Origin of the sequence: Lactobacillus sp. B4007 (assembly GCF_026535895.1) — a bacterium.
GTDB classification, from domain to species: Bacteria; Bacillota; Bacilli; order Lactobacillales; family Lactobacillaceae; genus Lactobacillus; species Lactobacillus panisapium.
The window spans coordinates 114,264-139,862 of sequence record NZ_JAFNPA010000004.1 but is presented as its reverse complement, the minus strand read 5'-3'; the positions used below and the strand labels follow the sequence as shown (position 1 = coordinate 139,862).

Below are 25,599 nucleotides of genomic sequence, written 5' to 3'. Positions count from 1 at the left end.
AGCGCTTTCGCTTACTTGATACAAAATTCATTATAGAGCTTTATAAACTTCTCACAATGTAAATAAATATTTATAAAATGTAAAAACTAACTAAATATTTTCGGCTTTTTATCCCCAAAAAGCAGTACTATGAATCCACCTATTAATGAAGCAATCCCTAATACATAAAATGCTGTAATCATTGAATATTTAGCACGCAATTGGCCTGCTAGAATTGGAAATAATGTCATCCCTAACGCATAAATAGATTGAAAAAAACCAGTTGCAGTTGACAATGCGGCTTGTGGTACTTCAGAAATCGCCACAGCATTTAGAATTGCGAACAGCGTCCCTGTACCAATTCCTGGTATGAGCTGTAAAAAGTAGATTAAATAAATATTCTTTGTGATTGGTACCAAAAAGCAGTAAATTGCTAACAGAATATAGCTAACCATCAAGATGCCTTTTTTGGAAAATCGGGAAAGAAGCCTTGAAGAGGTTATTTGGGCAAATATAACTGCTGCCATCATGAAGATAATTGAAGAAAGACCCTCAGAATATTCTGGTGCATGAATTTCTTTAATAACTTGAGTGGTAAAAGACATTGTGGTTGACATCTGGACACCCTGCTGAATAAATGCAAGAAGCCCGCATATCAGTAAAGTCTTGTTTTTTACAACTCGAAAAAAATTAGACCACAGATTTTGACCAGAGTTAGTTGAAAAGGCAACATCTGGTAGCGTTATGGATAATGCAAAAGCTAGTATTCCAGCTATAATGCTAAATAAACATAAACCTGAAATCGAAAATTGCCCATAAAAAATACCGGAAATTATAAATCCTAAAAGCATTCCTATATTATTAAACATTACTAGAATTGCCATATTTTCTACTTTACTATTTTTAGTGTTAATTTTTAAAAAAAAGAGCATAAAGGACAGCCAAGTTGAGCTAGCAATTCCTGAAATAATATTACCAATTAAAAATCCTATTCCATTTGGAAAAACTAACCTTATCAAAGAAGCAAATCCGGAAAGAGATGTTCCAAAAATGATAAGTAATTTGTGATTCAAATACCAATCTGCTAGCATGCCTATTGGTATTCTAAGCAACAACTGTGATAAACCGTAGGCTCCTACAACAAGACCAATAAGGTTTGAAGCTACATTGATAGCTGTCAAAAAGGGAGTTTGGTAGGGAATATAAACATATTGCGCAAACCAAAATAAAACGATAATAGTGATAAATTTAATTGTTAGTCTTTGTTTTTTCATGAACATATCCCAATTATATCTTGAATTTTTTTTCGAGATTAGCAATACTTTCAGTCCCAACAAGACGCGAAAAACGTGCTGCATCATTACAAGTTTTCTGCTTTTTTGAAACAGTTGTACACTTAAGCTCTTGTCTAAGCGTCTCCTGCTCTTTTTCTACACTTGCATATAACGTGCTATCATCGAATGTTACTATGGAAACGCCTAATTTAAGCAACCCATTCATGCTGATAGGTTCTTTCAGTGAGCAGGCATTTATTAGCAATGGTGTATCTGGAATTTCTCTGATAATTTTGCTAACTTCCATAATACTTGCAATATTATCAATGGACAGCATATCAGCGCCTGCCTTAACGTAATTGCTGCATTTATTAATTGTCTCATTAATATTACAAATCTCACGAGAAGATGTATGAGCCATAATTGTAAAATCATTATTTTTTCTGGCTGCAACTGCAGCGTAAATTCTGTTTACCATTTCGGGTATTGGCACAATCATAGTTTTCGCCATCATGCCGCATGCTTTAGGCCAGACTCCGTCATCAATGTAAATTCCTGCTGCACCAATGGCTTCGTAGCTACGCGTAGTTCTCGCAATATTTTCCCTAAAACCATGACCGGTACCTACATCACATAAAACAGGAATATCAACGCTATCAATTATCTCTTTTGCCTGATTAAATAATGCATAAAAATCAGCAAACCCCATGTTGGGCTGACCATAAGCAGAATTAACTGCAAAGCCAGTCAAATTAATGGCCCTTGCACCCGCTTTTTCACATACTTTGGCTGATAGTCCATTGCCGGCAATTGGTAATTTAAGGATTTTATCACCTTCGTGAACTAAATCGTTAAAAGCCGCACACATTATTTGTGCTTTGTTTTTCATTGTTATTCCCCCCTAAATTAAAAACTCAATATTTCATTATCCGCTTTTTCAATCTGATCAATTGTCTGCCTGACCGGCAGAATAAATGAAGGTTTTAATTCACGGGCCTCAGTAAAAGATATTGCTCGATCGTCCAGCGCTATTCCTAAGTGATTAAAAAATGCTGTTTGCTTAAGTTTAAGCAAGTCACTTTTATTAGAGCGTGAAACAATAATCTGTGTAATTCCTAATTGCAACAATGCCTGAATACGATTTAATAATTCGCTATAGCCATACTCATTAATTCCCTCCAGTTTAGGAACAACTTGCAGATTATAATCTTCAGCACCATATATGGCTGCTTTGACAGTATTAATGAAAATTTTTTTAGCAATTGAGCCTGAAATCTTTACCGATGTTGAAGGCCAAATTTGGTCGTTTATTACCAAGTACTTCGCGCCAGCATTGCCCAGCTCCTCTACTGTCATTCGCGCACTTAATTCATTGCCAAAACCAGTCTGACCATCAGCAATTAATACCGCATCTGTTTCAATACTCAAAGTAGTAAAGTATTGTAAATATTCACGCCTAGTAATCAGACCTTCATTATCCTTACCTAAAGTCATTAAGGATAAGAGCCTGCCACTGACAAAAACTGGTGTGCTTTTCTTACAGTTTCTTGTTAACCTTGCAGAAACAGATACAGGGATTATTCCTTTCAACATAGCAATCTCCTTATTTTTGCTTTTTACCAAAAAACTCGTAGAACTAATCAGCTGAATGTTTGCATTAATCATTCTGAAAAAGTTAACTACGAGTTTTAGCAAATATTTTAGTATGTCATCGAATGTGTTTTACACATCGCATATTTGTTGTCAATAAAATTTTATTTACTATGGAATTCCTTTGCCGAATCTAAAGCGTTTTTAACAGCCTCCCTCATAGCTCGACTCGAAGAAGAAGCTCCTGAAACAACATCAACATCATAAGTGTTTTTCTCTACCATGATTTTTGGCAAGGTCTTAATCGCACGCTTACCATAGTCTTCACTTTCGCTTTCCTGTAAAACTTCAACATTTTTCAGGTTTAAGTCATCATCTACAGTGATTCGGACAACGATATCATTGCCCATACCAGCAGAACTTACGCCAAGAAATTGGTTTTTGTCCAGCTTAACGGTATATTTTTTCTTCAAATCGGTAGATAAGTCAGTGTCTTCTTTTACAGATGCACCTGAGGTGACATCACTGTTGTCGTCAAACACATTATTTCTGTCGGGCTTTACCTTGGCAGCATTTTCACCTGCAACCTTACCAAATATCAGACAGTCAGCAAGGTTTTCACCACCTTGATAAATCCTAACAATGTTGCTTCCAAGTTCACCTGCACCATAAAAATGAGGAATCGCATTGTTAAATGGATCCATGATCTCAGCCTTGCCGTTTCTCTTTGGACCACCATGCGTTTGCGCAATTGATTGAACCATAGGCAAAGCATATACAGTATGCGTTGCGTCAAATCTCTCCATGGTATCAGCTGCACGGTGGTAATCTAGATCGTTACCGGATTCAGCGTAAGAATTAAACATATCAATTGTTGAAATTAGCGTTTCTGTTTCAACACCGATTTTGGCTGCCAGTTTCTCAACGCTGTCAGTACTTATCAAGAAATTCTTTAGTGCTCGTTGATATGGTACGTGATCTATTTTAGCCAGTCTTTCGTATTGCTTTTGATCAAAAACAACGTACGGCTTAATTGGAGCCTGCGGCGTCCGCCATTGACCATGATTGTAGAACCAGCCCTCTATACTAAATATATCTTCACGACAATATCTAGTACCATCATCACCAACTAAGAAAATGCTACCTGTGTACATTTCTTTAGCATCAATATCGGCTGGCTGGAAAATACTGCGCTCACCTTCATGCACTGGTAATGTTAAATCACCAACGATGCCAGCTGAGTTATAAGTAGTCATATGCCATAATCTAGCACCAGCTTCAATTGCAAGGTCAATACCATCACCAGTGTTGTAAAGAGTTCCCACTGGAGCTAAATGGTGCTCACCGATAAAATCTTGAATTTTAATTTTACTATTCGAGAAGCCACCAGTTGAAAGAACAACACCATTTCGTGCTCCAATATTTCTCACTTTGCCCTTTCTCTTGATTTGAACACCAACGACGGTTTTATCAGGGGTTTGAATAATATGAACGGCTGGCGATTCAAACCAAACGTCAATATTATCCATCCTGTCAATAACCCTCTCTCTAAGCACAGTCCATAGTGCAGAGTCAAACATTCCATTATGAACAGTCATTAATTCGGAAGCTGAAGAATTAGTGAATTCTGGGTGAGTTGCGGTCGTTTGATTATCAGCAGTATGACTTAACGGGTTATCATTCGGATGTTCACCAAATACAAACGGCTCTACCTCTAAGTATTTAGAGAAGTAATCTTTCATTTTTGACAAGCCCTTGATTACAGTATCTTCCACGTCTTTATCAATGTGGAAGCCTTGCGCAAGCTGCTTATAATATGTTCTGAACTTTTCTGGATCTGGGGTATAACCAACATTTTGGCCCGAGTATCTGGTATTACCACCCTCATGGCCTTCCGGAGCTTTTTCTGCTACCAAAACTTTTGCACCGTTATCTGCAGCAAATCTGGCTGCACTAGCACCAGCACCACCAAAGCCTAACACTACTACATCGTAGACTTTATCCCAATTTATGGACTTATCAATTATCATATTTATTAAAAACCTCTCTTTTTTTAAGGCAAATTAGGCGTAAATTAATTTAAAAAATTTAATTAAACAAGCATGTTATATTAATCTAAAAACTAGTGAATTTATCATTATTATGAATTTTTAAAAGAACTACTCAAATAATTAGATGTTTACAGTTCGGGTAAATTTGCATTCTTGATATTAACTAGTAAACGTTATAAGTGATAAAAATACTTGTTAACTTATGATTGCTTATTTTTACTTTCTATATGGTGCAAACAGTTCATCTTCCATATACTTATGTGCCTTTAATGCCATTTCAAATGGATTATGCTTCTTAGGATCCTGTTCTGCCTCAACCATAATCCAACCTGTATAGTGATGATCAGCTAGTGCCTTAAATATTGGCCTAAAGTCAATATCACCGTCACCTGGTACAGTGAACATGTCATTCATAAATGCATCTTGGAACGACAATCCTCTTGCCTTTGAATCATCTTCTTTAGCTTTACGAACATCCTTGAAGTGTACATGGACAACACGGTCAATAAATGCGTTAAGCATCGGCATTACTTCACCTTCTGAAACAAAAGCATGACCTGTATCAAATACCAGACCAACCTTGTCCGGATCAGTATTGTCCATAAGTCTTTCAGTTTCTTCAAAAGTTTGAATGCCGGTACCCATGTGGTGATGATATGCTATTTTTACGCCATATTTCTTACCAATTTCACCATATTTATTCAGGCCTTCACAGACTTCATCCCATTCCTTATCCGTAAAGTAAGGTTTATCCGTAAAAATATTTTTACTTGTTTGCTGAATTGAATAAGTTTGCTCTGAAACTGTAGTAATGTGAGCTCCTAGAGCCTGTAGTTTCTTGCAGTGCTCTTCAAAGTCAGCCGTTGCTTTTTCAATACCGTCTCTAATAATGAAACTGCTGAACCATTGACCAGCAATTTCAATGTGACGCAATTTTCGTTCGTAATTTATTTCATCTGTGCTTGGGAAAAAGCCACCCATTTCTACACCCTTAAAGCCAGCTAATGCGGCATCGCTTAAGAGTTGAGGAAAAGTGTTTTCAGCACCAATTGATGGAATATCATCATTGCGCCAACCAATAGGACAAATACCTAATTTAATATTTTTATCAATTTTATATTCGGCCATAATATTTCTCCTTACTAAATAAATTATTTAGTTGCTTATTTTTGTTTTTCATATCTTTCACGGAAGAATTTTTCAATACTGTCTAATGAAGCACCCTTTGTCTCTGGAATCCTAACTTTGACAAACCAAGCGCCGATAAGACAGAATATCGCAAAAATATAGAATGATGATATCCCTAAAATAGAGAGAATAACTGGAAAAACTAATCCAACTATAAAATTAGCCATCCATAAAACAAAAATCGTGATACCAGTTCCTAATCCACGGTAGCGGACTGGGAAGATCTCCGAATTGAGCAACCACGTAACGGGCCCCAGGGTCCCCTGATCAATCACAATATAAATGAGTAAAATAATCAAAACTGCAAATGGAGCCCATGAAGTATGAAGGGCAAAACTGCCAATTAGCGCAATTGCAACTAAAGCAACTGCACAAAAAACATATCCGATTAGCAGCAATGGCTTTCTGCCAAGTCTATCAACCGTATACATTCCAACAATGGCGCCAATTACTGAAAATACTCCATTTGCAATATTCATATATAATGATGTATTGCTACCAAAACCAGCAGAAGTTAAAATTTTGGTACCGTAATACATGACACTGTTAATTCCAGCAAATTGTTGGAAAACGCCTAATAAAGAACCTGTAATAACAATTTGCAAAATCCAGGGTTTTTTAAAATCTTTAAACGAAGCTTTTTCTGCATTTTCTTGTTTTAATTTTGCCGCGTTTTCTTTTAAGTCGTTAATCTCAGCTTCTGCTTGTGCCTTACTCCTAACCCGACAAAGAGCTTCCAGAGCTTGGCCAAACATTCCTTTGTTTGCATACCATTGAGGACTTTCTGGAACCAGGTACATGCCAAACCACAATAAAACACCTGGAATAGCCGTAATACCCAGCATTATTCTCCACACAGCAGCATCATGAAGACCAATCGTATTGCCCAAAACGGCATTAATGAGAAAAGCTAGTCCTTGTCCACCGACAATCAGCAACTGGTTCATGCTTACAAACTTACCGCGTTCTTCAGCTGGTGAAATTTCTGCTAAATAAACGGGTACCATTGCAGAAGTTGCACCAACTGCTAGACCCATAATTACTCTAAAAATAATCAGAATCATTGTATTAGGTGCAAAACCACACCCCAAAGCGGTAATTGTGAATAACACTCCTAACCAAATCATCAGCCTTTTACGACCAATTCGATCGCTTAACGGACTGCCAAAGACGGCACCAAAAGCGGCACCAAAAGTCAGCCCACTTGAAACAACGCCTTGCTCAAAAGCTGACAAGTTTAACTGACTTGGTTTTGCCATGAAATCTAAGGACCCATTTACTACCCCAGTATCAAAACCGAAGCAAAGAGCTCCCATACATGCAATCCATGCAACCAAAACTAAATAACCATGATGGTTATTTTCATAACTATCTTCTTGCATTTTGCAATCTCCAAATTTTTCTAACCTAATGCTATTATTTATAAAAGCATAGGATTAAACTTAACCACACCTATTTTTTTAACGAGCAAAAAAATAAATACCTATGTAACATAGATCTTTAAATCTATTTTTTCGTGATTGCAATCACTAAAAATCATTTTATTTAGAGTCAACCTTTTTGCAAGCGCTTATATTTTTTTGGAAGATTCGTCACAAATTTATCTTTTATTTATGTTCCGTCAGATAAGGATTTTTCCAATATTTTGGCAAAAAATAATAAAGAACAATTTCAAGCATAAAAGTAATTTAAACTAGAAAATATGAGCTTTATTAAGAATAAAAGCGTAAATTTTAACCACAAAAATGTAAATTTTTATCTCAGATGGCCCCTAAAATAACAACTTTACCCAGATTGTCCTTTAATTTAGAAAGTTTTCAAGAAATTAAACTGACTATCACTAATGCTTATATATCAATGAATCGCAAGTGTCATTTTTTTCTTTTGAACCCGGATTTACTTGTAATGATTTTAAAAATATGAATAAATTACTCACGAGCATATTTTTGACTGATTGCATCACTATAACTGATTTATTTTTGAATTAGAAAATGGTGATACGATGAATAATAATCAAGCTACGTCTTCTGGCAAAGAAGATGAGATCGTAAATAAGAAGAAAAAAGAAAAGTTACAATTATACGGTTGGATAATCACTTTGGGTGGTCTGCTTTTTGGAATTGATACAGGAGCAACTAATGGCTCTCTGGCCTTTATGAGCAGACCAGATCAGCTTAATTTAAATGCTTCAGACGAAGGACTAGTTACTAGTGGAATAACTTTAGGTGCAGCTTTTGGCGCAGTTATTGGTGGCAAATTGTCAGATCGATTTGGCAGAAAACATGTTTTAATGTACGCAGCCTGGATTTTTGTTTTGGGTACCTTAGGTTGCACTTTTGCTCCCAATGCCATTGTAATGATCCTATTTAGATTCATTTTAGGATTAGCTGTAGGGGCTGAATCTGTCATTAGCCCTGTTTTCCTTGCTGAACTATCTACCCCAGATATTAGGGGAAATTTTGTTAATCATCATGAATTGATGATTGTCAGCGGACAATTACTGGCTTACATTATCAATGCTCTTTTTGGCGTAATGCTAGGTAACTACAATGGAGTATGGCGCTATATGCTGGCTTTTGGCTTAATTCCAGAAGTTTTACTTTTAGTCGGAATAAGCAAAGTTCCAGAATCACCAAGATGGCTGATTACCAAACATCAAAATAAAAAAGCCGCGAATATATTAAAGGATATTCGTAGCAATAGGGAAGACGTATCAACTGAAATATCCGAAATAGAAGATTCCTTAGCAAAAAGTAATAAACAAAAAAAGGTAACACTAAAAGACTTAAAAGTTCCATGGATTCGGCGTCTAATTTTAATTGGCATTGGACTAGGCATTATGCAGCAAGGCATTGGCATTAACATTATTATGTTTTATGGAACAACGGTTCTAAGCAATGCGGGTTTTAGCCATTCTGCAGCCTTAGTCGCAAATATCAGCAACGGTATCATTTCAACCATTGCAACCATTGTCAGCATTCATTTAATGGGTAAAATTGACAGACGAAAAATGGTCATTACCGCAATTTGTGGTACTACTACCACTATGCTAATAATCAGTATCTTGTCTTTTTTGCTCAAGGATAATTCTCTTTTTCCATATATTATGTTGATATTAATGGCAATTTTCTTAATCTTTTTTCAGGGTGGAGTTTCGCCAATTGTATGGGTACTGTTATCGGAAATTTTTCCCCAGAGCATTCGTGGAATGGCAATGGGCATAGCGACTTTCTTTCTTTGGTTTGCAAATTTTTTAGTCGGCTATATTTTTCCGATTTTATTAACAAATTTTGGATTAAACAATACATTTATTATTTTTACCATATTAAATGTTCTTTCTTTGTTTTATGCAATTAAATTCATCCCTGAAACACGTGGAAAGTCTCTTGAAGAGTTACAATCCTGTTTTCAGTCAAGCGAAACAGCTGATGATAAAGAAATGAAGAAGGAATAAAATGAATAAGTACAAAGATTTTATTCCCGAAAATGAATGTGGCGTAACTGTTAAAAAAGGCATATATTATAACAATCCCAGTGATTTAGCTCACGAAATATACTTTTACCCGATGTTTGGAGCTGAATATCGGGTAACTTATCCTTATCAGGTAAAGAGAGATTTTATGGACTCATTTTTACTTATGTATATCAAAAAAGGAGAATTGAAGTTTTGTTTTCGTAATCAGGAATTTCACGCTAAGAATAAGATTGTTTTACTTGACTGTAAAGAAATAAACAGCTATAAGGCTATTACCAATAGTGAATTTTACTTTCTTCACTTCAATAGCCCATTTATGCAAAAGATTTTCAATCAAATTACTAAGTATACTCTTCCAGTTTTTAATCCTCGCAAAAATATTGAGAATTTATTCATAAGAATTTTCAGACTTATTTCTACCAATTCCGACGGTCAAAATGACCCATTTTTATCAAACTTAACTTACAATTTGATTTGTGACTTATCAGTAACACAGGAAAACAAATTAACAAATTTATCAAGTGACTTTCATTCTATGCCTGATTACATTAAGTCTGCGCTAGAATTTATGAATCGAAACTACAAACAAAAAATTAGAATAAGTGATATTGCTTATAATTGCTCAATTAGTCCTTCCCAACTTTCTCGAGACTTTAAAAAATATACAGGTATGAGTTTGCATCATTATTTATTAAAAGTTCGCGTTAAAGTAGCTAAAAGTTTATTAGTAAAAGATAATGCTATTCCGTTGGAAAAAATAGCTAGTTTATGTGGTTTTACAGACGCATCACATTTATACAAAAAAATTAAGGAAGCTACCGGATTATCACCTGGTAAATTTAGAAAAAAATACTACTAAACTATTTGCAATCTAAGTATTTGCTTAAAATAGCACAATTGCTTTTATATATTATGCATAAATTATCAATATAGTAACATATTATTTATAATTTATTACTTATATTGATAAAATATAATGTATAAATAATTAAAAAATTCACCTAGTCATATGTACTAAGTGAATTTTTAAATATCTAGTGTTTTAAATATACAAATACTCAGTAGAATAGATTCATTTTTTAAATCTCATTAGCCATTATTCATAATATAACAAGTTTTTCCTTTTCAATCAGATAATAATTGCAGCTTTTTACAATTTCCTGCACAAAGAGACCAACTGTCCGTTTATTTCGGATAATTAGCCTAATTAATAAAATTTTAATAATACTATTGCCAATATCTGGTTTAATTATTTAAAACTGTTTTTAGCTATGTAAAAGGAAAACAAATTATGCAATCTAAAAATCATTTTATAAGAAGTGGTCATTTTGGATACTAATATTCATAGCAATCTTTATAGCTAACACTTTCGGCACCAGCTTATCTAATTACAGCCACGCAACCGAACCTCATTTGGCCAATAACCAAAAATTCATTAACTCGCAGTTTTCCAACATGTATCTAATCGATATCTTAACTTCTTGTTTGCAGGAAGAAGATTGTTTTAAAAACTCAATGACTACAACAAGAATTGCAGTTGATGATCGCTAAGTTGCATACAAAAAAGCCATGGTCAAAATTATGACCATGGCTTATTGTTTTAGCTTATTTTCCGCTTTCTGCTCTTGACTTATAAGCACCTTCAGCTGTATTAATTACCAGCTCTTCGCCTTCTTTAATGAAGTCGGGAACTTGAACCACTAAACCTGTTTCCATTGTGGCAGGCTTACCGGAACCAGTGACAGTTGCACCCTTAATTCCAGGCTCAGTATGAGCGACTTTCATTGTAACGGTTGAAGGCAGCTCAACACCAAGCAGCTTAGTGCCATCCGCAAATTCAAGTTGAACTTCAATATTAGGCATTAAGTACAGCTTATCGTCACCAAGTTGTTCGCCTGAGACTTCATATTGCTCATAAGTTTCAGTATCCATGAAGGTGTAAACATCACCTTCATTGTAAAGAAACTGCGCATTTTTCTTTGTAATATCAACTAATTCGACTTTTTCAGTCGGACGCATTGTCTTATGAACCACTGCGCCACTTTCAATATTGCGCAAGTCCATTTGCATAACGGTATTACCCTTTCCGGGCTTGTGGTGATTGGCCTTGAGGACCTTAATCATTTTGCCGTCTTGACTGAAAACCATACCTTTTTTTAAGTTAATTGCCTGTACCATTTTTGTCTCCTTTAAAACTCACTTTAATTATTATTCATCAAGAAAGTTGACGCCGGAGGCAAGGCAAATTTTTTTATTAATAGTAAATAAATCGTATTCATAGTGTTTAGTATAACAAAGTTGCGCACATCTAGGTACCAAAAAATTAGCGTTTTTAGTGATTATAACAACCGCCACTCACCTAATTGTTAGCTACTGCAGCTTTAGCGTAAATTGCTTTGGCGGTCATCAGGTCTTGTGCCGCAATGCCAACTGTTTTAAAGAAGATGGTCTCTTCGTCATTTTCACGCCCAACTAGTTCACCACTGATTACCTTACCGATTTCACCTTGCAAATGACTTTCGTCAATCAATCCTTGCTGTAGTGGAATAATAATATCACCGGCTTCTGCTAGAACCGCTTTTTTCGCATCAAAATAAATTTTATCAGCATGTGCCACCAGCTCTGCTGGGGTTTCCTCCATTTGTGGTTGATACGAACCAACGCCGCAAATTGTTGCCCCATTTTTAACATTGCTAAAATCATAAACGGGTTTATGCGATGGGGTAACTGAAATGATGATATCTGCATCCCGAACGGCCTCATTACCTGTTTTTACGGCTTTAATCTTAGTCTGATATTTGGCTAGCTTAGTTTGCATTTTGCTAGCGAATTCCTGTGCACGCTCAAAGTTAAGGTCACTCACCAAAACTTCAGCCAAATCGCGAACAAGTAGCATTGCCTCTAGTTGTGTCGCCGCTTGTGCACCCGTACCAATTAGTGCACCCTTAGTACAATTTTTTCTTGCTAAATATTTAAGTGCAACACCTGAAGCCGCCCCAGTGCGTAATTGCGTCAGGTAATTACCATCAATAATGGCATTTACGACACCGGTATTTGCATCAATATTTAACACCTGCGCGTTAATTGAGGGTAAGCCATGCTCAATGTTATTCGGAAACATGTTCAAAATCTTCACACAAGCAGCATCTTTTTCTTCACAAAAAGCCGGCATACATAAGAAAGTATCGCGCCCATTCTTTTTCACAATCTGCGTTCGCAAGGGAACGTCAACTTTGCCTGCTGAAAAGTATTTGAATGCTTCTGCTACTGCATCGATACACTCTTTAAGTGAATAACACTTTTCAATGTCCTTTTTTGTTACTACTAACATCGTTTTTCTCCCGCACGGCTTTCGCCATCTTTTTAACTAAACAGATTACTAAAATTGCCTTAAATAAATCTCATCAATTCGGTGACCTGTCGTTTTATGCAAAACTAGGCTAGCACGTTGTCTCGTTGGTGCAATATACTCCCGCAGGTTAACTAAGTTAACCATTTGCCAAGTATCCTGAGCCAGTTGTAAAGCATCTTCTCGTGGCCCGTTAGCCATCTCGTAATAAAAGTTAGTGGGATTATTCTTATTAAGTTCCAAGACACGTACAAACCGCTGCATAAACCACTTTTCAATTAAATCTTCGTCCGCATCAATATAAATTGAAAAATCAAAGAAATCACTCGTGACAATTTGCCCATTTGTCGGCAACTGTAAGGTGTTAATTCCTTCAATAATCAAAATATCTGGCCGTTGAACATGACCGTACTTGCCGGGAACAATATCACTTAATTCCTGGGAATAAAGTGGGTACGCGATATTATCTTTACCACTAAGGACATCACGCAAAAAGTTCCTGAGCAAATTCATGTTGTAGCTTTCAGGAAAGCCTTTGCGATCAAATAAGCCACGTCTTTTTAGCTCATCATTGGGATAAATAAAACCATCAGTGGTCATCAAGTGGACCTTTAAATTAGCAAATGTTCTACTCAATAAAACCTGCAACAAGCGGGCTGTCGTCGACTTGCCGACCGCAACTGAACCGGAAATTCCAATGATAAAAGGGGCTGCCGTCACTTTTTGTCGTAAAAACTCGCTTTGTTTTTGCTGCAGACGACACTTTTCCTGGTAAACCAAATAGAGGTAATTGATTAAACTGCCATAAATTTCTTGGACATCAGTAAGATTAATAACATCCCCTAATGACTTAATATTAGCCAACTCTTCTTTAGTAATTTTAACCGCAGCCTCAGATGAAAATGAGGCCCATTCATCGCGATTAAAACGCAAATAATTCTTCATCAGTAATAGTTCCTTAATCTTTTTTATTCATTATAAAATAAATCTCTGCCTTGCACCAAAAACTACCAGAGCAGGCATTTTCTAACTAAAAAACTCGCGTACATTAACGCGAGTTTGTAATTTTTATAAATCATAAGCCATCATTACATGCTTGATGCCAGCTTCAGTAAAAACATCTCCCTGAACCTGGTAGCCAAGGTAATCATAAAATGGTTTGGCTTGCATCTGTGCATGGCAATATAACCGCTTCGCCCCAAGCTTTTGCAAATATTCATGAACTTGCGCCATCATCTTAGTTCCAAGATTTTGACCACGCGCAGCTTTTGCAACCGCGACCCGGCCAAGCATCCATTTACCATCATTCACAAATAACCGGCAAACAGCTAAGGCATTGGTCTGATTTTCATTAAGCAAGAAGACTTGAATTGCGGTTAGATCTTGGTCATCAAGCTCTGGGTCAGTTATCTTTTGTTCCGTCACAAAAGTATCAATTCTGAGCCGGGCAACGCAATAGACCTCTCGCCCTGTCATTTCAGCAATCTTTTTAAAAGTAAACTTCTCATTTTCCATTTTGCGTGCCACCTATTTTTCAATAAAAGTCTGCGGGTCAACATCAAGCAGCGGACTTCTTTGACCAACATAGACAACATCTAGTTTATACATTGCCCGAGAAGTAATCGTATAGACTAATTGGGTTTCATCAGTTCGATGATAATTTTCGCGGGAAGCTCCCCACATGATAACGGCATCAAACTCAAGCCCCTTAGCAAGATATGACGGAATGATCAGTGTTCCCTCGACCAAGCGCTGGTTGGCAGTTGCAATCAGGGTAGCCTTAACGCCTGCTTGTTTTAGCTTGTCAGCAACAAATTTTGCTTGTTCGAGGTCTTTGGTAATAACGGCGGTGGTCAATTGCTCCTGATCATTATCTGCCAAAATCTTTTGGAGTAGTGCAATTGCCTGTTGATCATTCTCCCGGCCCCAGAGCACTGGTTTTGGCCCCTGCCGGTTGAAAGACTCAATTTTTTCACCTTGACGTAAAATCTGCTTGGTGAAATCAGTAAGCTGCTTAGTTGAACGGTAAGACTTTGTCAGCTGAACAACATCAGTTTTTTCAGGATCAAACAAACCACTGATTTGTTTTAGCAGACTCTTACTTTCGTCTTTAGTAAAAATCGCTTGGTTCAAATCACCGAGCATTGTAAATTTCGCCCGGGGGAAGTTGTATTTAAGGTAACAAAGCTGAAATGGTGTATAGTCCTGAATTTCATCAATAAAGGCATAGCGCATTTCATAATCGACGTGCCGTCCCGTAATCAGGTCATAAAGGTAAAGGTAGGCTGAAACATCGTTCATATGCATGTAATGCTTTTTAAAGCTTTCCTTGACCTTATTAACGTGATCACGCCAGTCGTTTTCCGTAATTTCCCATTTAGCCAAATCCGTCATTTTCGGCACTGCACGTAAGAAACTCAGGTACTGTGCCCGCATGTTGATAAAGTTGTTGCGTCGAATTTGTTGGAACACCTTATCTAAAGCCTTCACAACAATTTTGCGGCTCAAGAATTTCTCTTCTTCTTCTTCAGATTCAAACTCTTGATCCGGGCGGTCATACAACTGGTTAAGCTGTTCTTGGCTCAAACTTTGAATTGCATCTGACACCCACGCCTTTTTGCTCTCAGAGCTTATTTTACGGTTCAACATCTTAATTAAATCTTCACGCGTTGCATCAATCCGGTTATTCAAGTTGTAATTGGAATTAAATGAATAATAGATTTCACCAATTTTTTCTTTAGTAAAAAATGGCCGCTTCTTATCCCGAAAGTAAATGTTTTTAAAAACCATGCCCCGACGATTGAGGTGTTTAGCATAGCGCGTTAAGAGGTCAAAGAAATTAGTTGAATCTTTAAAACGACTAATCGCAGAATCAGCAGCCGCATCTTCGAATTGGTCAAAGAGGTTTTCAACGCTCATTCCCGGTAAACGGCGGGCAACAAACTGCCAATAAGTCATTTGGACCATATTTTGTTCACCCATTTCTGGCAGAACATTTTTGATATAGTCATTAAATAATTGATTCGGACTAAACATAATGACGTTGCTACTAGTCAAGTTGCCCCGATAGCGATAAAGCAGAAAGGCAATTCGCTGCAAGATGGCGGAAGTCTTTCCTGATCCGGCTGCGCCTTGAACAAATAACAAGTCAGCGTCAGTATTTCTAATAATCTTATTTTGCTCACGCTGAATGGTAGTTACGATTGACTTCATCTGCGTACTGGATTTTTCACCCAGCACTTCTAAAAGCATTTGATCACCAATTGATTCATTAGTGTCAAACATATTAACAATTTGACCATCATCAATCATGAATTGCCGCTTTTTAGTCATTTCAACCGTAATCTCACCTTCTGGTGAATGGTATGAAACATCTCCCAGTTTTCCATCATAGTAAATAGAGGAAATTGGTGCCCGCCAATCATAAATCAAAAAGTGATTATTTTTATCAGCAAATGAACCTAAGCCAATATAAATAGTCTCAGGTTTTTGCCCATTTTCTTTAAAATCTACCCGGGCAAAATAGGGCTTTTTTTCAAGTTTTTGAATCGTACTCAGTTGTCTAGCGGCATGCTGCCATGCATTCTCACGTTCATCGAGCAGTTGCTGCTGTTGATGAATGGATAATGCGGTTTCCATTGAAGTCGAGTAGCCATCATAATCCAATTTCACATCGTCAAAAAAATGCGAATTAATATCTTTGGCTTCGCCTTCTGCCGACTTAATTGACGAGGATAATTCCGCCTTCTTTGCTCGAACCATTTTTAAGATTTGATCGAGATGTTTCTGTTCAAATTTTTTATCATCTGTCGCGTTTAACATAACGTCACCTATACTTTTAAAAAAATTATCAGCTTTTTAACATAACGTTATCTTTAATTTTTTAAAATTGCCAGCTATTTTAACTATAGCATCGATTTTAGAGCTCTTGAATAGACTTAATTTATAAATTTTTTGTTATTAGAAGGTAATCCATGAAATTAAACGATAACATGTCTATAATAATAGCAACAATACAGTTAAATAATATTACAATTGTTTTCTAAAAATATAAAGTAACGGAGCTGATAAATTATGAGTAATTTTCACAATTTTTTAAATAAACTAGCTTGTGCTTTAGTTATTGTTATCACTATTTGCGAATGTTTTAGACCACTTGGCAATAATATCTTATTCAATAATTCAAATCAAATCATTTATGCAAAAAAAGCCAAAAAAGCAAGGCGAGCAAAAAAGCAAGGCAAGAAATCTAAAAAGGTTAATTCATTTGTCAACTGGAAATGGCAAAAACCTACTGCCACTATTTATCTTGACCTAGACGGCAACAACAATTTACTTTATGCTTCCGAAGATGCGATCGAGACTTGGAATAACACCAGAGCTTTTACTTTTGTTAAAATTAATGATAAGAAAAACGCCGATATTATAATTGAACAAGTCTATAGTCCAAACAATAATTACGCTGGCTACACTACTTTTCATTACTACATAAAAAGTGGTTTATTATTCTCAGCTGACACTAAATTAAATACTTACTACCTTGATAATTTCTCCTCATACAACTATAGTTATGAACGGGTAGTCAATACCGTTGAACATGAATTAGGACATGCAATCGGCCTTAAACATAATAATGGTCAATCTGTCATGTACCCAACTGGTTCAATTTACCCAATTCAAGATATTGACATTCAAAACGTCAAAAAGCTATATGCAAATTAATAAAAAGAAATTTGAGTAGGTAAATGAAGAGAATATATATTGTTCGTCATGGTCAGACATACATCAATCGGTACAATAAGATGCAAGGTTGGTGTGATACTCCTTTAACTGAAACAGGAATTATGGGTGCTGATGAAGCAGGTGAAGCACTAAAAGACATACCTTTTGATATTGCCTTATCTAGCGATTTGAAACGTGCTAGTGACACGTGCGACATCATTATTAATCATAACGTTAATCGCGATGAAATACAGCACATTGCTACCCCATTTTTCCGGGAACACTTCTATGGCTATTTTGAAGGCATGGATACTGACATGGCTTGGCAAATGATCGGTGGGCCTCATGGTTATAAAAATCACTATGATTTATTTAAGAATGAGCCCATTGATAAAGTCAAAGACTGGATTAAGGAAGCTGATCCATTTCACGAAGCTGAAAATGCCCAAGAATATTGGGACAGGATTGGAAAAGGATTCAACTTAATTAGTCAGCTTGATGGTGCAGAAAACATCTTACTTGTAACTCACGGATTTACCATTCGCAGCATCGCTGCTAAATTTGGTGACGTTGATATCAGTGAAGGGCCTCGTAATTCTTCAATCACAATTATGAATATGACTGAACATTCTAAAAAAATTGTCTCATATAATAAAATGAAACTCTAAGTTGTCAAAAGCTCTTATTACTTTGAGGTTCATTTACCAGCAGCAATCAATACTTTTTGCTTACAACCTCATTTGCCAAAAACGGTAAGTGAGGTTGTTTTGTCCTTAAAATTAGCTAAAAATTATTTTGGTTAATTATCAAGGCATTTATCTTGGTGCCAAAAAGCTTCTCTTCTAGCTAACCTAATTCCAAATTGGTTTCTAGCCTATTTAAAAAGTAGCTCATATATAGCAGGTAAAAACCCGATATATATGTGTTCTTATTTTAGCATTTTGAGGTTATAATGTATATTATTTGCTTTACAGCTAGCATTGTTGCAATTGATATTTTAAAAAAATAGAAAGTTAAAAAATGAATAGTACATATCATTTTATAAATAAATTTATTAGTACAATATTGGTTTCAGCAGCTATCGGAAGCTGCTTTACTGTTAACAATCCTGTGATACCGACCCAAAACGCTGCGGCTAAAGCAACCACTTACCGGCGTTGGGATAAAGCTAAGGCAACTGTTTACTTACAACTAGGTAAAAACAAGGATTTAATTGCCGCTTCAAACGACGCAATTAAGGCATGGAACAAAACCAAGTCGTTTACGTTTGTTAAGACCAAGAAGCCTAATAAGGCTAAGATTGTCATTATGCCTTGGTACAATACCACCACCGACTTTGCTGGGTATACTTCATGGCATTACAAGCTTAAGAATAAACGAATGCATGATGCCACCATCTTGTTAAATCAATTTTACTTGCAAAACCATTCAAAAATCATTTTGACTCATGAAGATATTGTCAAAGTGGTTGAACATGAATTGGGTCACGCTATTGGCCTTAGTCATTATAAAAAAGCGCCATCAGTTATGGATCCTGAGTGTAAATATACCATTCAGCCACTTGATATTAAAAAAGTTAAAAAAATCTACCGTAAATAAGCTGGCAGTAAAACATTTATAGCCAACGTAAAATGCTCTTAAGGACTTAGATTGAATATCTAATTTGTCCTTAAGAGCATTTTTTTACTTACCAGCTAACTTTTACTAAGTAACTCAATTATTCAATTTTAAATGAATTGCTTACCTGTCCATTAGTCAGTTCTTCTGTCGCAATTGGCTTTTCCGGGTTGTGCTTTTGGTCAACCGTTATTTTGCCAGCAACTCCGGTAAAGTCTTTAATCTTGGCTAAATTGGTTGCAATCTTAGCTGAATCATCCGATTTACCCGTTTCAATTGCTTCTTTAATCATATAAACCGCATCATAAGCAAGGGCTGAAAAAGTCGGTGCTTGTTCGTGATAACGCGCCTTATATGCCTTCATAAACTTAGCAGCAACTGGATCCTTGGCAGCTGCCCGAACAGAAAATGGTGTCGTGTAGTAGATCTTAGTTGCATTTTTATTACCAGCAATTTGGGCTAATTTAGGATCGGCCATGCCATCACTACCAACGATTGGAACTTTAATCCCCATTTGCCGCGCTTGCTTGATGATTAAACCAGCTTCTGTGTAATATCCAGGAACATATATTGCATCAACTTTTTTGGATTTAAATGAAGTTAAAATGGCATTGAAGTCTTTGTCACCTGCTGAAAATGTTTGACTATCAACGATTTTGCCTTGATATGCCTTTTTAAAGGCCTTAGCCAAACCAGTGCCATAATCACTTGAATTATCAGCTAAAATTGCAACTCTCTTTGCTTTTAACTGATTAAAGACAAATTTCGCTGCGCTGCCACCCTGGAAGTTATTTTGATAGCAGGCACGAAAGACGTATGGTTGAACCTTACCATCTTTTTGTAAAGTAAATTTGGGATCCGTGGCTGATGGACTAACGCTAGGAACGGCTGCCTTAGTTATATTAGGTATCTGAGCAGTTCCGGCATTAGTCGTAGCTGGACCAACAATGGCCGCTACCTTATCCTTTGTTGTCAATTGCGCCGCTACTGAAGCCGAAGTGGCAATAGCCGTTTTATTATCACGAATTATTAGTTTAATTTTCTTTTTATGACCATTAACGTCGACTCCACCCGCTTTGTTTATTTCACTGGCAGCTAGTTGAATACCCTGTTTTTCGGCTTCGCCATAACCGGAGGCTGCGCCTGACAGTTCCATGTTGACTCCAATTTTTACTACCGCATTATCTTGCTTTGTTCCCGCATTACTGCTATTCTTCGCGACACTACATCCTGACATCATTATCACGGCAGCTGAGGCAGTCATTACTCCCAACATTTTTTTAGTAAACTTATTCATTACTTTCTCCTTTAAACTACTAGTGGCAATAAAAAAGCCTCGTTCATTTAATGAACGAGGCTCATTGTTACTAAGTAGTTAAGCCCCATTCATTAAGACGCAAACAAGGGCTTAACCATCAATAAATTACTAAAAGCAATTCATTTCGTTAAGTCCTTCGCGACAACAACAAGGCTGCTAAATTCTGAGTATAAGTCATTTTAATAGCAATCGAATTATGATCATTAGTTTCCATTGAAATTTCCTCCTCAGAATTTAGCTTGATGTTTAAAATTATAGCGATTGGCTTTAAGAAAGTCAATCGAAAATGGTAATTAAATTAAAATAAAATGATGCATATTAATACAAAATTATTTTAACCTAGCTAACCACCAAAATATACTTTCTGAACTTCAGGGTTGGCTAGCAATTCATGGCCTGAACCTGTTAACTGAACCTGACCTGTTGCTAAAACATAACCCCGATTGGCAATTGACAACGCTTGCTTAGCATTTTGCTCAATCAAAAGAATCGTGGTTCCTTTTTCATTTAACTCTTTAATAATCGTGAAAATTTGCTGGATAAACAGAGGTGACAGACCCATTGACGGTTCATCAAGCAGCAATAATTTAGGTTTAGCCATCAGTGCACGGCCAATAGCCAACATTTGTTGCTCCCCACCAGATAAAGTTGCCGCATCCTGATTCTTGCGTTTAGCAAGAATTGGAAACCGGTCAAACACTTCTTGATAGCTCTTGGCGGCTTCACTACTATTTTTTTGTAAAAAAGCCCCCATTTGCAGGTTTTCCATTACCGTTAAGCCTGAAAAAATATGCCGTCCTTCCGGAACCTGCGAAATCCCATCTAGCACAATTTGCGGTGCTTTTTGATGCACAATGTCTTTACCCTGGTAGATAATTTGTCCCTCTTTAGGTTTGAGCAGACCAGAAATCGTCTTTACGATAGTTGATTTTCCAGCACCATTAGCGCCGATAAGGGTGACGATTTCACCTTCATTGATTTCAAAGCTGACCCCTTTTACCGCTTGAATGACCCCGTAATTAACGGAAAGATCACTTACTTTTAGCATTGCCATCTAGTCTTCACCTTCTCCTAAGTATGCTTCGATTACCTTCGGATTTGACCTAATTTCTTCTGGAGTACCAGTGGCAAGCATTTGACCTTGATCAAGGACGTAAATCCGCTCCGCTAAATTCATGACTAAGGACATATCATGCTCAATCAACAAGACGGTAATTTGAAATTCTTGTTGAATGTGCTTAATCAAATTAGTTAAATCTGCTGTTTCCTCTGGGTTCATCCCTGCAGCCGGCTCATCCAAAAAGAGAATTTGGGGCTCTGTTGCAAGTGCCCGAACAATCTCGAGTCGGCGCTGCGTTCCATATGGTAAATTTTTGGCCAAAGTCTGCTTGTTGGCGGTCAAGTCAAAAATGTCTAAAAGTTTTTCAGCCGCAACTCGCATTTCTTTTTCTGTGCGATAAAAACTAGGTAAACGGAAAACCGTCGTTAAAAAGCCCTCTTTGTACTCATTAGTCATGGCCGTTAATACATTATCCATAACCGTCAGATTTTTAAATAACCGAATATTTTGGAAAGTTCGCGATAGCCCCAAATCAGCTATCTGAACAGCGCTTTTCCGCGTTAAGTCATAGTTTTGCTGGTCAACGTGCAAATCAATCTTACCGCTTGTCACCTGAACCATACCGGTCAGCAGGTTAAACAAGGTAGTTTTGCCTGCGCCATTGGGACCAATTAAAGCAACTAATTCATGCTTGTCTAAGTGGAGGGAGACGTCATTAACGGCTGTCAGTCCGCCAAATTTACGCACCACATGCTCAACTTGCAATAAATGTTCCATTCTTTAGCCCCTCTCTTTTTTACCAAAACGACGCGTTAAGTTCTTCAGGGAGAATTCCCAGTTACCCAGCAGTCCTGATGGTTTGAAAATCATAATCAGAATCAGTGCAATTGCGTATATCACCATCCGCAACGAGCCAAAGTTCTGCAAAACCGTATCAAGTATGCCTAACACGGTAGCTGCCACAAAGGTTCCGGTCATACTGCCAACACCACCTAAAACAACGATTACCAGAATTGAGATAGATTCCATAATGCCATAATTAGAAGGTGAAATCGTCTGGACGTATGAAGCCTGTAAACTACCGGCAATTGCGGCAGTTGCTCCGCCTAAAACGAAGGCAGCCAATTTCCACTTAGTCGTATTGATACCCATTGCTTCAGCAGCAATTTCATCTTCACGAACAGCCTTAATCGCTCTACCATCACGTGAGCGAATGAAATTTATCAAAACAATGGTCGTTAAGCAGACCAAGATATAAACAGTTGGCCACGAACAAAACTGCGGAATATTAAACATCCCAGCGGAACCGCCCGTAATTTTCAAATTATTAATAATGTTTCTGATAATTTCGGCAGCACCTAAAGTGGCAATTGCCAAATAGTCACCTTTTAGTCTGATAAAGGTTGCGGTACCAATGACGGCAGCAATAACAATCGCTAGCGCCATTCCGATCAGTACAGAAGCAATAAAGCCTAATTCACTATTGATATGCTGCGTAATGATCGCGGTCGTATACGCACCAATTGCCATAAAGCCAGCATGACCTAGCGAAAATTGGCCACTGAATCCGATAATTAAGTTTAATCCCGATGCCAAAATAATGTTAATTCCAATCGTAACTAACATATTTTCGATGAAGTCGTCAATGACACCTACCATAATCAGCGTATTGATTAGATAAAAGCCGGCAACCATGATTGCAAGCCACGACAAAATATATTTCCAATTTGCTTTCATTTTGCCACCTAAACCTTTTCCTTAGTATTTTTGCCAAAAATACCTGCTGGTAAAAAGAGCAAAATAACAATTAACACAAAGTAAACTACGGCATCCTTGTACGCAGAAAGACCAATTGATTGGAAAAATGTTTCCAATATACCAATTAGGAAACCACCAAGAGATGCTCCAGGTACTGAGCCAATTCCACCTAAAACAGCTGCTACGAATGCTTTAATTCCTGGCGTCATCCCCATTAATGGGTCAATTTGGTTATAGTACATCCCAATCAGGACACCGGCTGCACCTGCAAGCGCTGAGCCCAAGGCAAAGGTAAATGAAATAGTGTGGTTAACATTAACGCCAACTAATTCCGCTGCATCGGGGTCAACCGAAACGGCACGCATTGCGCGCCCCATCTTGGTTTTTTTAATGATAACTTGTAATAAAAGCATTAAAACTAAAGCCGTTGCCAAGATTAAGACCTGGACATTGGAAATGATCACGCCACCGATATTGTAATTAACTTGTTCCATGACCTGGGGAAAGCTGCGAGCATTTGAACCAACTAGGTAGGACATGCCGTTTTCGAGTAAAAATGACACACCAATTGCGGTAATCAAAACAGCTATCCGCGGTGATTTACGTAGTGGCCGATATGCGAAATATTCGATTACAACACCCGTAATCGCACCAACAATCATTGCTGAAAGCAAGGCAGTAATAAAGTTAAAATGCCACAGGCTAATTGCATAGTATGCAAAAAATGCACCGAGCATGTAAATATCGCCATGAGCAAAGTTGATCAATTTAATAATGCCGTAAACCATGCTGTAGCCTAAAGCCAGTAAGGCGTAAATTGAACCTAGCGACAAAGCATTAATGATTTGCTGTAAAACTATTTGCAAATTTAATCGCTCCTTTAATTTAGTAAATCTGCTGACAAAAAGTTACCCTACTCAATCTTGAATGAATTATTAATTTTGCCATTGGTAATTTCTTCAATAACAATTGGCTCGTCTGGGTTATGATATTTGTCGATTGTCATTTTGCCCGTAACTCCCTTAAAGTCCTTGAGCTTAGCTAACCCAGCTGCAATCTTAGTAGAATCATCAGATTTCTCGTCTTCGATTGCTTGTTTAACCATGTAAACCGAGTCATACGCCAGAGCTGAGAATGCAGGTGCATCTGCATGATAGCGGTCTTTAAAAGCTTTTAAAAATTTGGAAGCAACCGGATCTTGAGCAGCAACGCGAGTTGAAAATGGTGTGGTGTAGAAAATCTTAGTGGCATTTTTGGCACCAGCAATCTGAACCAGTTTTGAGTCACACATCCCGTCACCACCAACGATTGGCACCTTAATGCCCATTTGACGAGCTTGCTTGATGATTAAGCCGATTTCCGTATAGTAACCAGGAACATAAATTACGTCAGCGTTTTTAGCTTTAAACGATGTCAAAACTGCATTGAAGTCCTTATCTCCGGCCGAGTAAGTCTGATTATCAACAATCTTGCCTTTAAAGGTCTTCTTAAACGCCTTAGCCAAGCCCGTACCGTAGTCACTAGAATTGTCAGCATAAATCGCTACGCGCTTTGCCTTCAGCTTGTCCATGACAAATTTGGCTGCACTCTCACCTTGAATATTGTTTTGGAAACATGCCCGGAATACGTATTGCTGTACCTTACCGTCTTTTTGCAAAGTGAATTTTGGATCAGTTGCAGACGGGCTGACAAATGGTACGGCAGCCTTGGTAATGTTTGGAATTTGTGCTGTTCCCGCATTAGTCGTAGCAGGTCCCACCACTGCGGCAACTTTATCCTTAGTCGTCAATTGCGCTGCTACAGAAGCCGATGTAGCGATTGACGATTTATTATCGCGCATGATTAACTTGATCTTTTTCTTATGACCATTGACGTTAATTCCACCTGCTTTATTAATTTCACTGACGGCTAACTGGATTCCTTGCTTTTCGGCGTTACCGTAACCTGCAACGGTTCCGGAAAGCTCCATGTTGACACCAATTTTAACTGTATCCTTGTCTTGCTTGGTGCCGGCACCGCTACCACCATTTTTGGCAACTGAACATCCCGCTAGCATCAATACTGCTGTGCCTGCTGTCAGGACACCCAATACCTTTTTAGTAAACCTTTTCATCATCTTCTCCTTTTATCTCATGCCTACAAAAAGCCTCATTCAAGTTAATGAATGAGGCTTCAGGCTAATTGTTAGTTAAGCCTCATTCATCAAGACGTAAACAAG

Annotated in this window: 22 protein-coding genes; 5 read left to right on the top strand and 17 right to left on the bottom strand. The window is 37.3% G+C overall.

Translation table 11 applies throughout. From position 1 onward, the window contains the following. Window positions 1-86: 86 nt before the first annotated feature. The 6 genes from J3U54_RS07550 to J3U54_RS07525 form a co-directional block, all read right to left on the bottom strand. Entirely contained in the window at window positions 87-1,253 is a 1,167-nt protein-coding gene (locus J3U54_RS07550; RefSeq protein WP_267385626.1) for an MFS transporter, read from the bottom strand. Window positions 1,254-1,266: 13 nt separating this feature from the next. Next, window positions 1,267-2,142: an isocitrate lyase/PEP mutase family protein gene (locus J3U54_RS07545; protein WP_103752824.1), complete on the bottom strand. Its 876-nt coding sequence runs from the start codon at window positions 2,140-2,142 to the stop codon at window positions 1,267-1,269. A 17-nt stretch (window positions 2,143-2,159) separates the two neighbouring features. Next, window positions 2,160-2,846 carry an isocitrate lyase/phosphoenolpyruvate mutase family protein gene (locus J3U54_RS07540; protein ID WP_103752823.1) on the bottom strand — a complete coding sequence of 229 codons (687 nt, stop codon included), beginning with the start codon at window positions 2,844-2,846 and terminating at the stop codon, window positions 2,160-2,162. Window positions 2,847-3,007: 161 nt separating this feature from the next. Continuing rightward, entirely contained in the window at window positions 3,008-4,873 is a 1,866-nt protein-coding gene (locus J3U54_RS07535) for an FAD-dependent oxidoreductase (RefSeq protein WP_267385625.1), read from the bottom strand. 237 nt (window positions 4,874-5,110) lie between these two features. Beyond that, window positions 5,111-6,022, bottom strand: coding sequence for a myo-inosose-2 dehydratase (gene iolE / locus J3U54_RS07530; protein ID WP_103752821.1), 912 nt, complete (start codon window positions 6,020-6,022; stop codon window positions 5,111-5,113). Window positions 6,023-6,057: 35 nt separating this feature from the next. Further along, the gene (locus J3U54_RS07525; RefSeq protein ID WP_103752820.1) at window positions 6,058-7,464 is read right to left on the bottom strand and encodes a sugar porter family MFS transporter; all 1,407 of its coding nucleotides are present in this window, start codon (window positions 7,462-7,464) and stop codon (window positions 6,058-6,060) included. A 620-nt stretch (window positions 7,465-8,084) separates the two neighbouring features. Here J3U54_RS07525 and J3U54_RS07520 point away from each other — a divergent pair. Together J3U54_RS07520 and J3U54_RS07515 are read left to right on the top strand one after the other, a co-directional pair. Continuing rightward, entirely contained in the window at window positions 8,085-9,536 is a 1,452-nt protein-coding gene (locus J3U54_RS07520) for a sugar porter family MFS transporter (RefSeq protein ID WP_267385624.1), read from the top strand. A 1-nt stretch (window position 9,537) separates the two neighbouring features. Continuing rightward, window positions 9,538-10,416, top strand: coding sequence for a helix-turn-helix domain-containing protein (locus tag J3U54_RS07515; protein WP_103752818.1), 879 nt, complete (start codon window positions 9,538-9,540; stop codon window positions 10,414-10,416). A gap of 746 nt (window positions 10,417-11,162) precedes the next feature. On the opposite strand, the gene efp is transcribed toward J3U54_RS07515, so the two are convergent. The 5 genes from efp to helD form a co-directional block, all read right to left on the bottom strand. Then, entirely contained in the window at window positions 11,163-11,735 is a 573-nt protein-coding gene (efp, locus tag J3U54_RS07510) for an elongation factor P (protein WP_103752817.1), read from the bottom strand. Window positions 11,736-11,916: 181 nt separating this feature from the next. Next, window positions 11,917-12,888: an ornithine cyclodeaminase family protein gene (locus tag J3U54_RS07505; protein WP_220235084.1), complete on the bottom strand. Its 972-nt coding sequence runs from the start codon at window positions 12,886-12,888 to the stop codon at window positions 11,917-11,919. A 48-nt stretch (window positions 12,889-12,936) separates the two neighbouring features. Beyond that, window positions 12,937-13,851: a type I pantothenate kinase gene (gene coaA, locus J3U54_RS07500; protein WP_103752815.1), complete on the bottom strand. Its 915-nt coding sequence runs from the start codon at window positions 13,849-13,851 to the stop codon at window positions 12,937-12,939. Window positions 13,852-13,974: 123 nt separating this feature from the next. Beyond that, on the bottom strand, window positions 13,975-14,421 hold the full coding sequence (locus J3U54_RS07495; RefSeq protein ID WP_103752814.1) for a GNAT family N-acetyltransferase: 447 nt from the start codon (window positions 14,419-14,421) through the stop codon (window positions 13,975-13,977). Window positions 14,422-14,433: 12 nt separating this feature from the next. After that, window positions 14,434-16,728 carry an RNA polymerase recycling motor HelD gene (gene helD, locus J3U54_RS07490; protein WP_267385622.1) on the bottom strand — a complete coding sequence of 765 codons (2,295 nt, stop codon included), beginning with the start codon at window positions 16,726-16,728 and terminating at the stop codon, window positions 14,434-14,436. 252 nt (window positions 16,729-16,980) lie between these two features. Between helD and J3U54_RS07485 the strand changes: the two genes are divergently transcribed. The 3 genes from J3U54_RS07485 to J3U54_RS07475 all read left to right on the top strand — a co-directional run bounded on the left by J3U54_RS07485 (window position 16,981) and on the right by J3U54_RS07475 (window position 19,227). Beyond that, entirely contained in the window at window positions 16,981-17,628 is a 648-nt protein-coding gene (locus tag J3U54_RS07485) for a matrixin family metalloprotease (RefSeq protein WP_103752812.1), read from the top strand. 23 nt (window positions 17,629-17,651) lie between these two features. Further along, window positions 17,652-18,296, top strand: coding sequence for a histidine phosphatase family protein (locus tag J3U54_RS07480; RefSeq protein WP_103752811.1), 645 nt, complete (start codon window positions 17,652-17,654; stop codon window positions 18,294-18,296). 352 nt (window positions 18,297-18,648) lie between these two features. Continuing rightward, on the top strand, window positions 18,649-19,227 hold the full coding sequence (locus J3U54_RS07475; RefSeq protein ID WP_220235081.1) for a matrixin family metalloprotease: 579 nt from the start codon (window positions 18,649-18,651) through the stop codon (window positions 19,225-19,227). Window positions 19,228-19,345: 118 nt separating this feature from the next. Here J3U54_RS07475 and J3U54_RS07470 read toward each other — a convergent pair whose 3' ends face one another. The 6 genes from J3U54_RS07470 to J3U54_RS07445 form a co-directional block, all read right to left on the bottom strand. Beyond that, the gene (locus tag J3U54_RS07470) at window positions 19,346-20,521 is read right to left on the bottom strand and encodes an ABC transporter substrate-binding protein (protein WP_374106534.1); all 1,176 of its coding nucleotides are present in this window, start codon (window positions 20,519-20,521) and stop codon (window positions 19,346-19,348) included. Between the two features lie 385 nt (window positions 20,522-20,906). Continuing rightward, window positions 20,907-21,617, bottom strand: a complete 711-nt coding sequence (locus J3U54_RS07465) for an ABC transporter ATP-binding protein (RefSeq protein WP_164715403.1) — start codon at window positions 21,615-21,617, stop codon at window positions 20,907-20,909. Further along, on the bottom strand, window positions 21,618-22,400 hold the full coding sequence (locus J3U54_RS07460; RefSeq protein ID WP_103752808.1) for an ABC transporter ATP-binding protein: 783 nt from the start codon (window positions 22,398-22,400) through the stop codon (window positions 21,618-21,620). Window positions 22,401-22,403: 3 nt separating this feature from the next. Beyond that, a complete protein-coding gene (locus tag J3U54_RS07455) occupies window positions 22,404-23,360 on the bottom strand; it encodes a branched-chain amino acid ABC transporter permease (protein WP_220235079.1) in 957 nt (318 codons plus the stop codon). Between the two features lie 8 nt (window positions 23,361-23,368). Further along, entirely contained in the window at window positions 23,369-24,247 is an 879-nt protein-coding gene (locus J3U54_RS07450) for a branched-chain amino acid ABC transporter permease (RefSeq protein WP_220235078.1), read from the bottom strand. Between the two features lie 47 nt (window positions 24,248-24,294). Beyond that, the gene (locus J3U54_RS07445) at window positions 24,295-25,497 is read right to left on the bottom strand and encodes an ABC transporter substrate-binding protein (RefSeq protein WP_164715402.1); all 1,203 of its coding nucleotides are present in this window, start codon (window positions 25,495-25,497) and stop codon (window positions 24,295-24,297) included. Window positions 25,498-25,599: the final 102 nt, after the last annotated feature.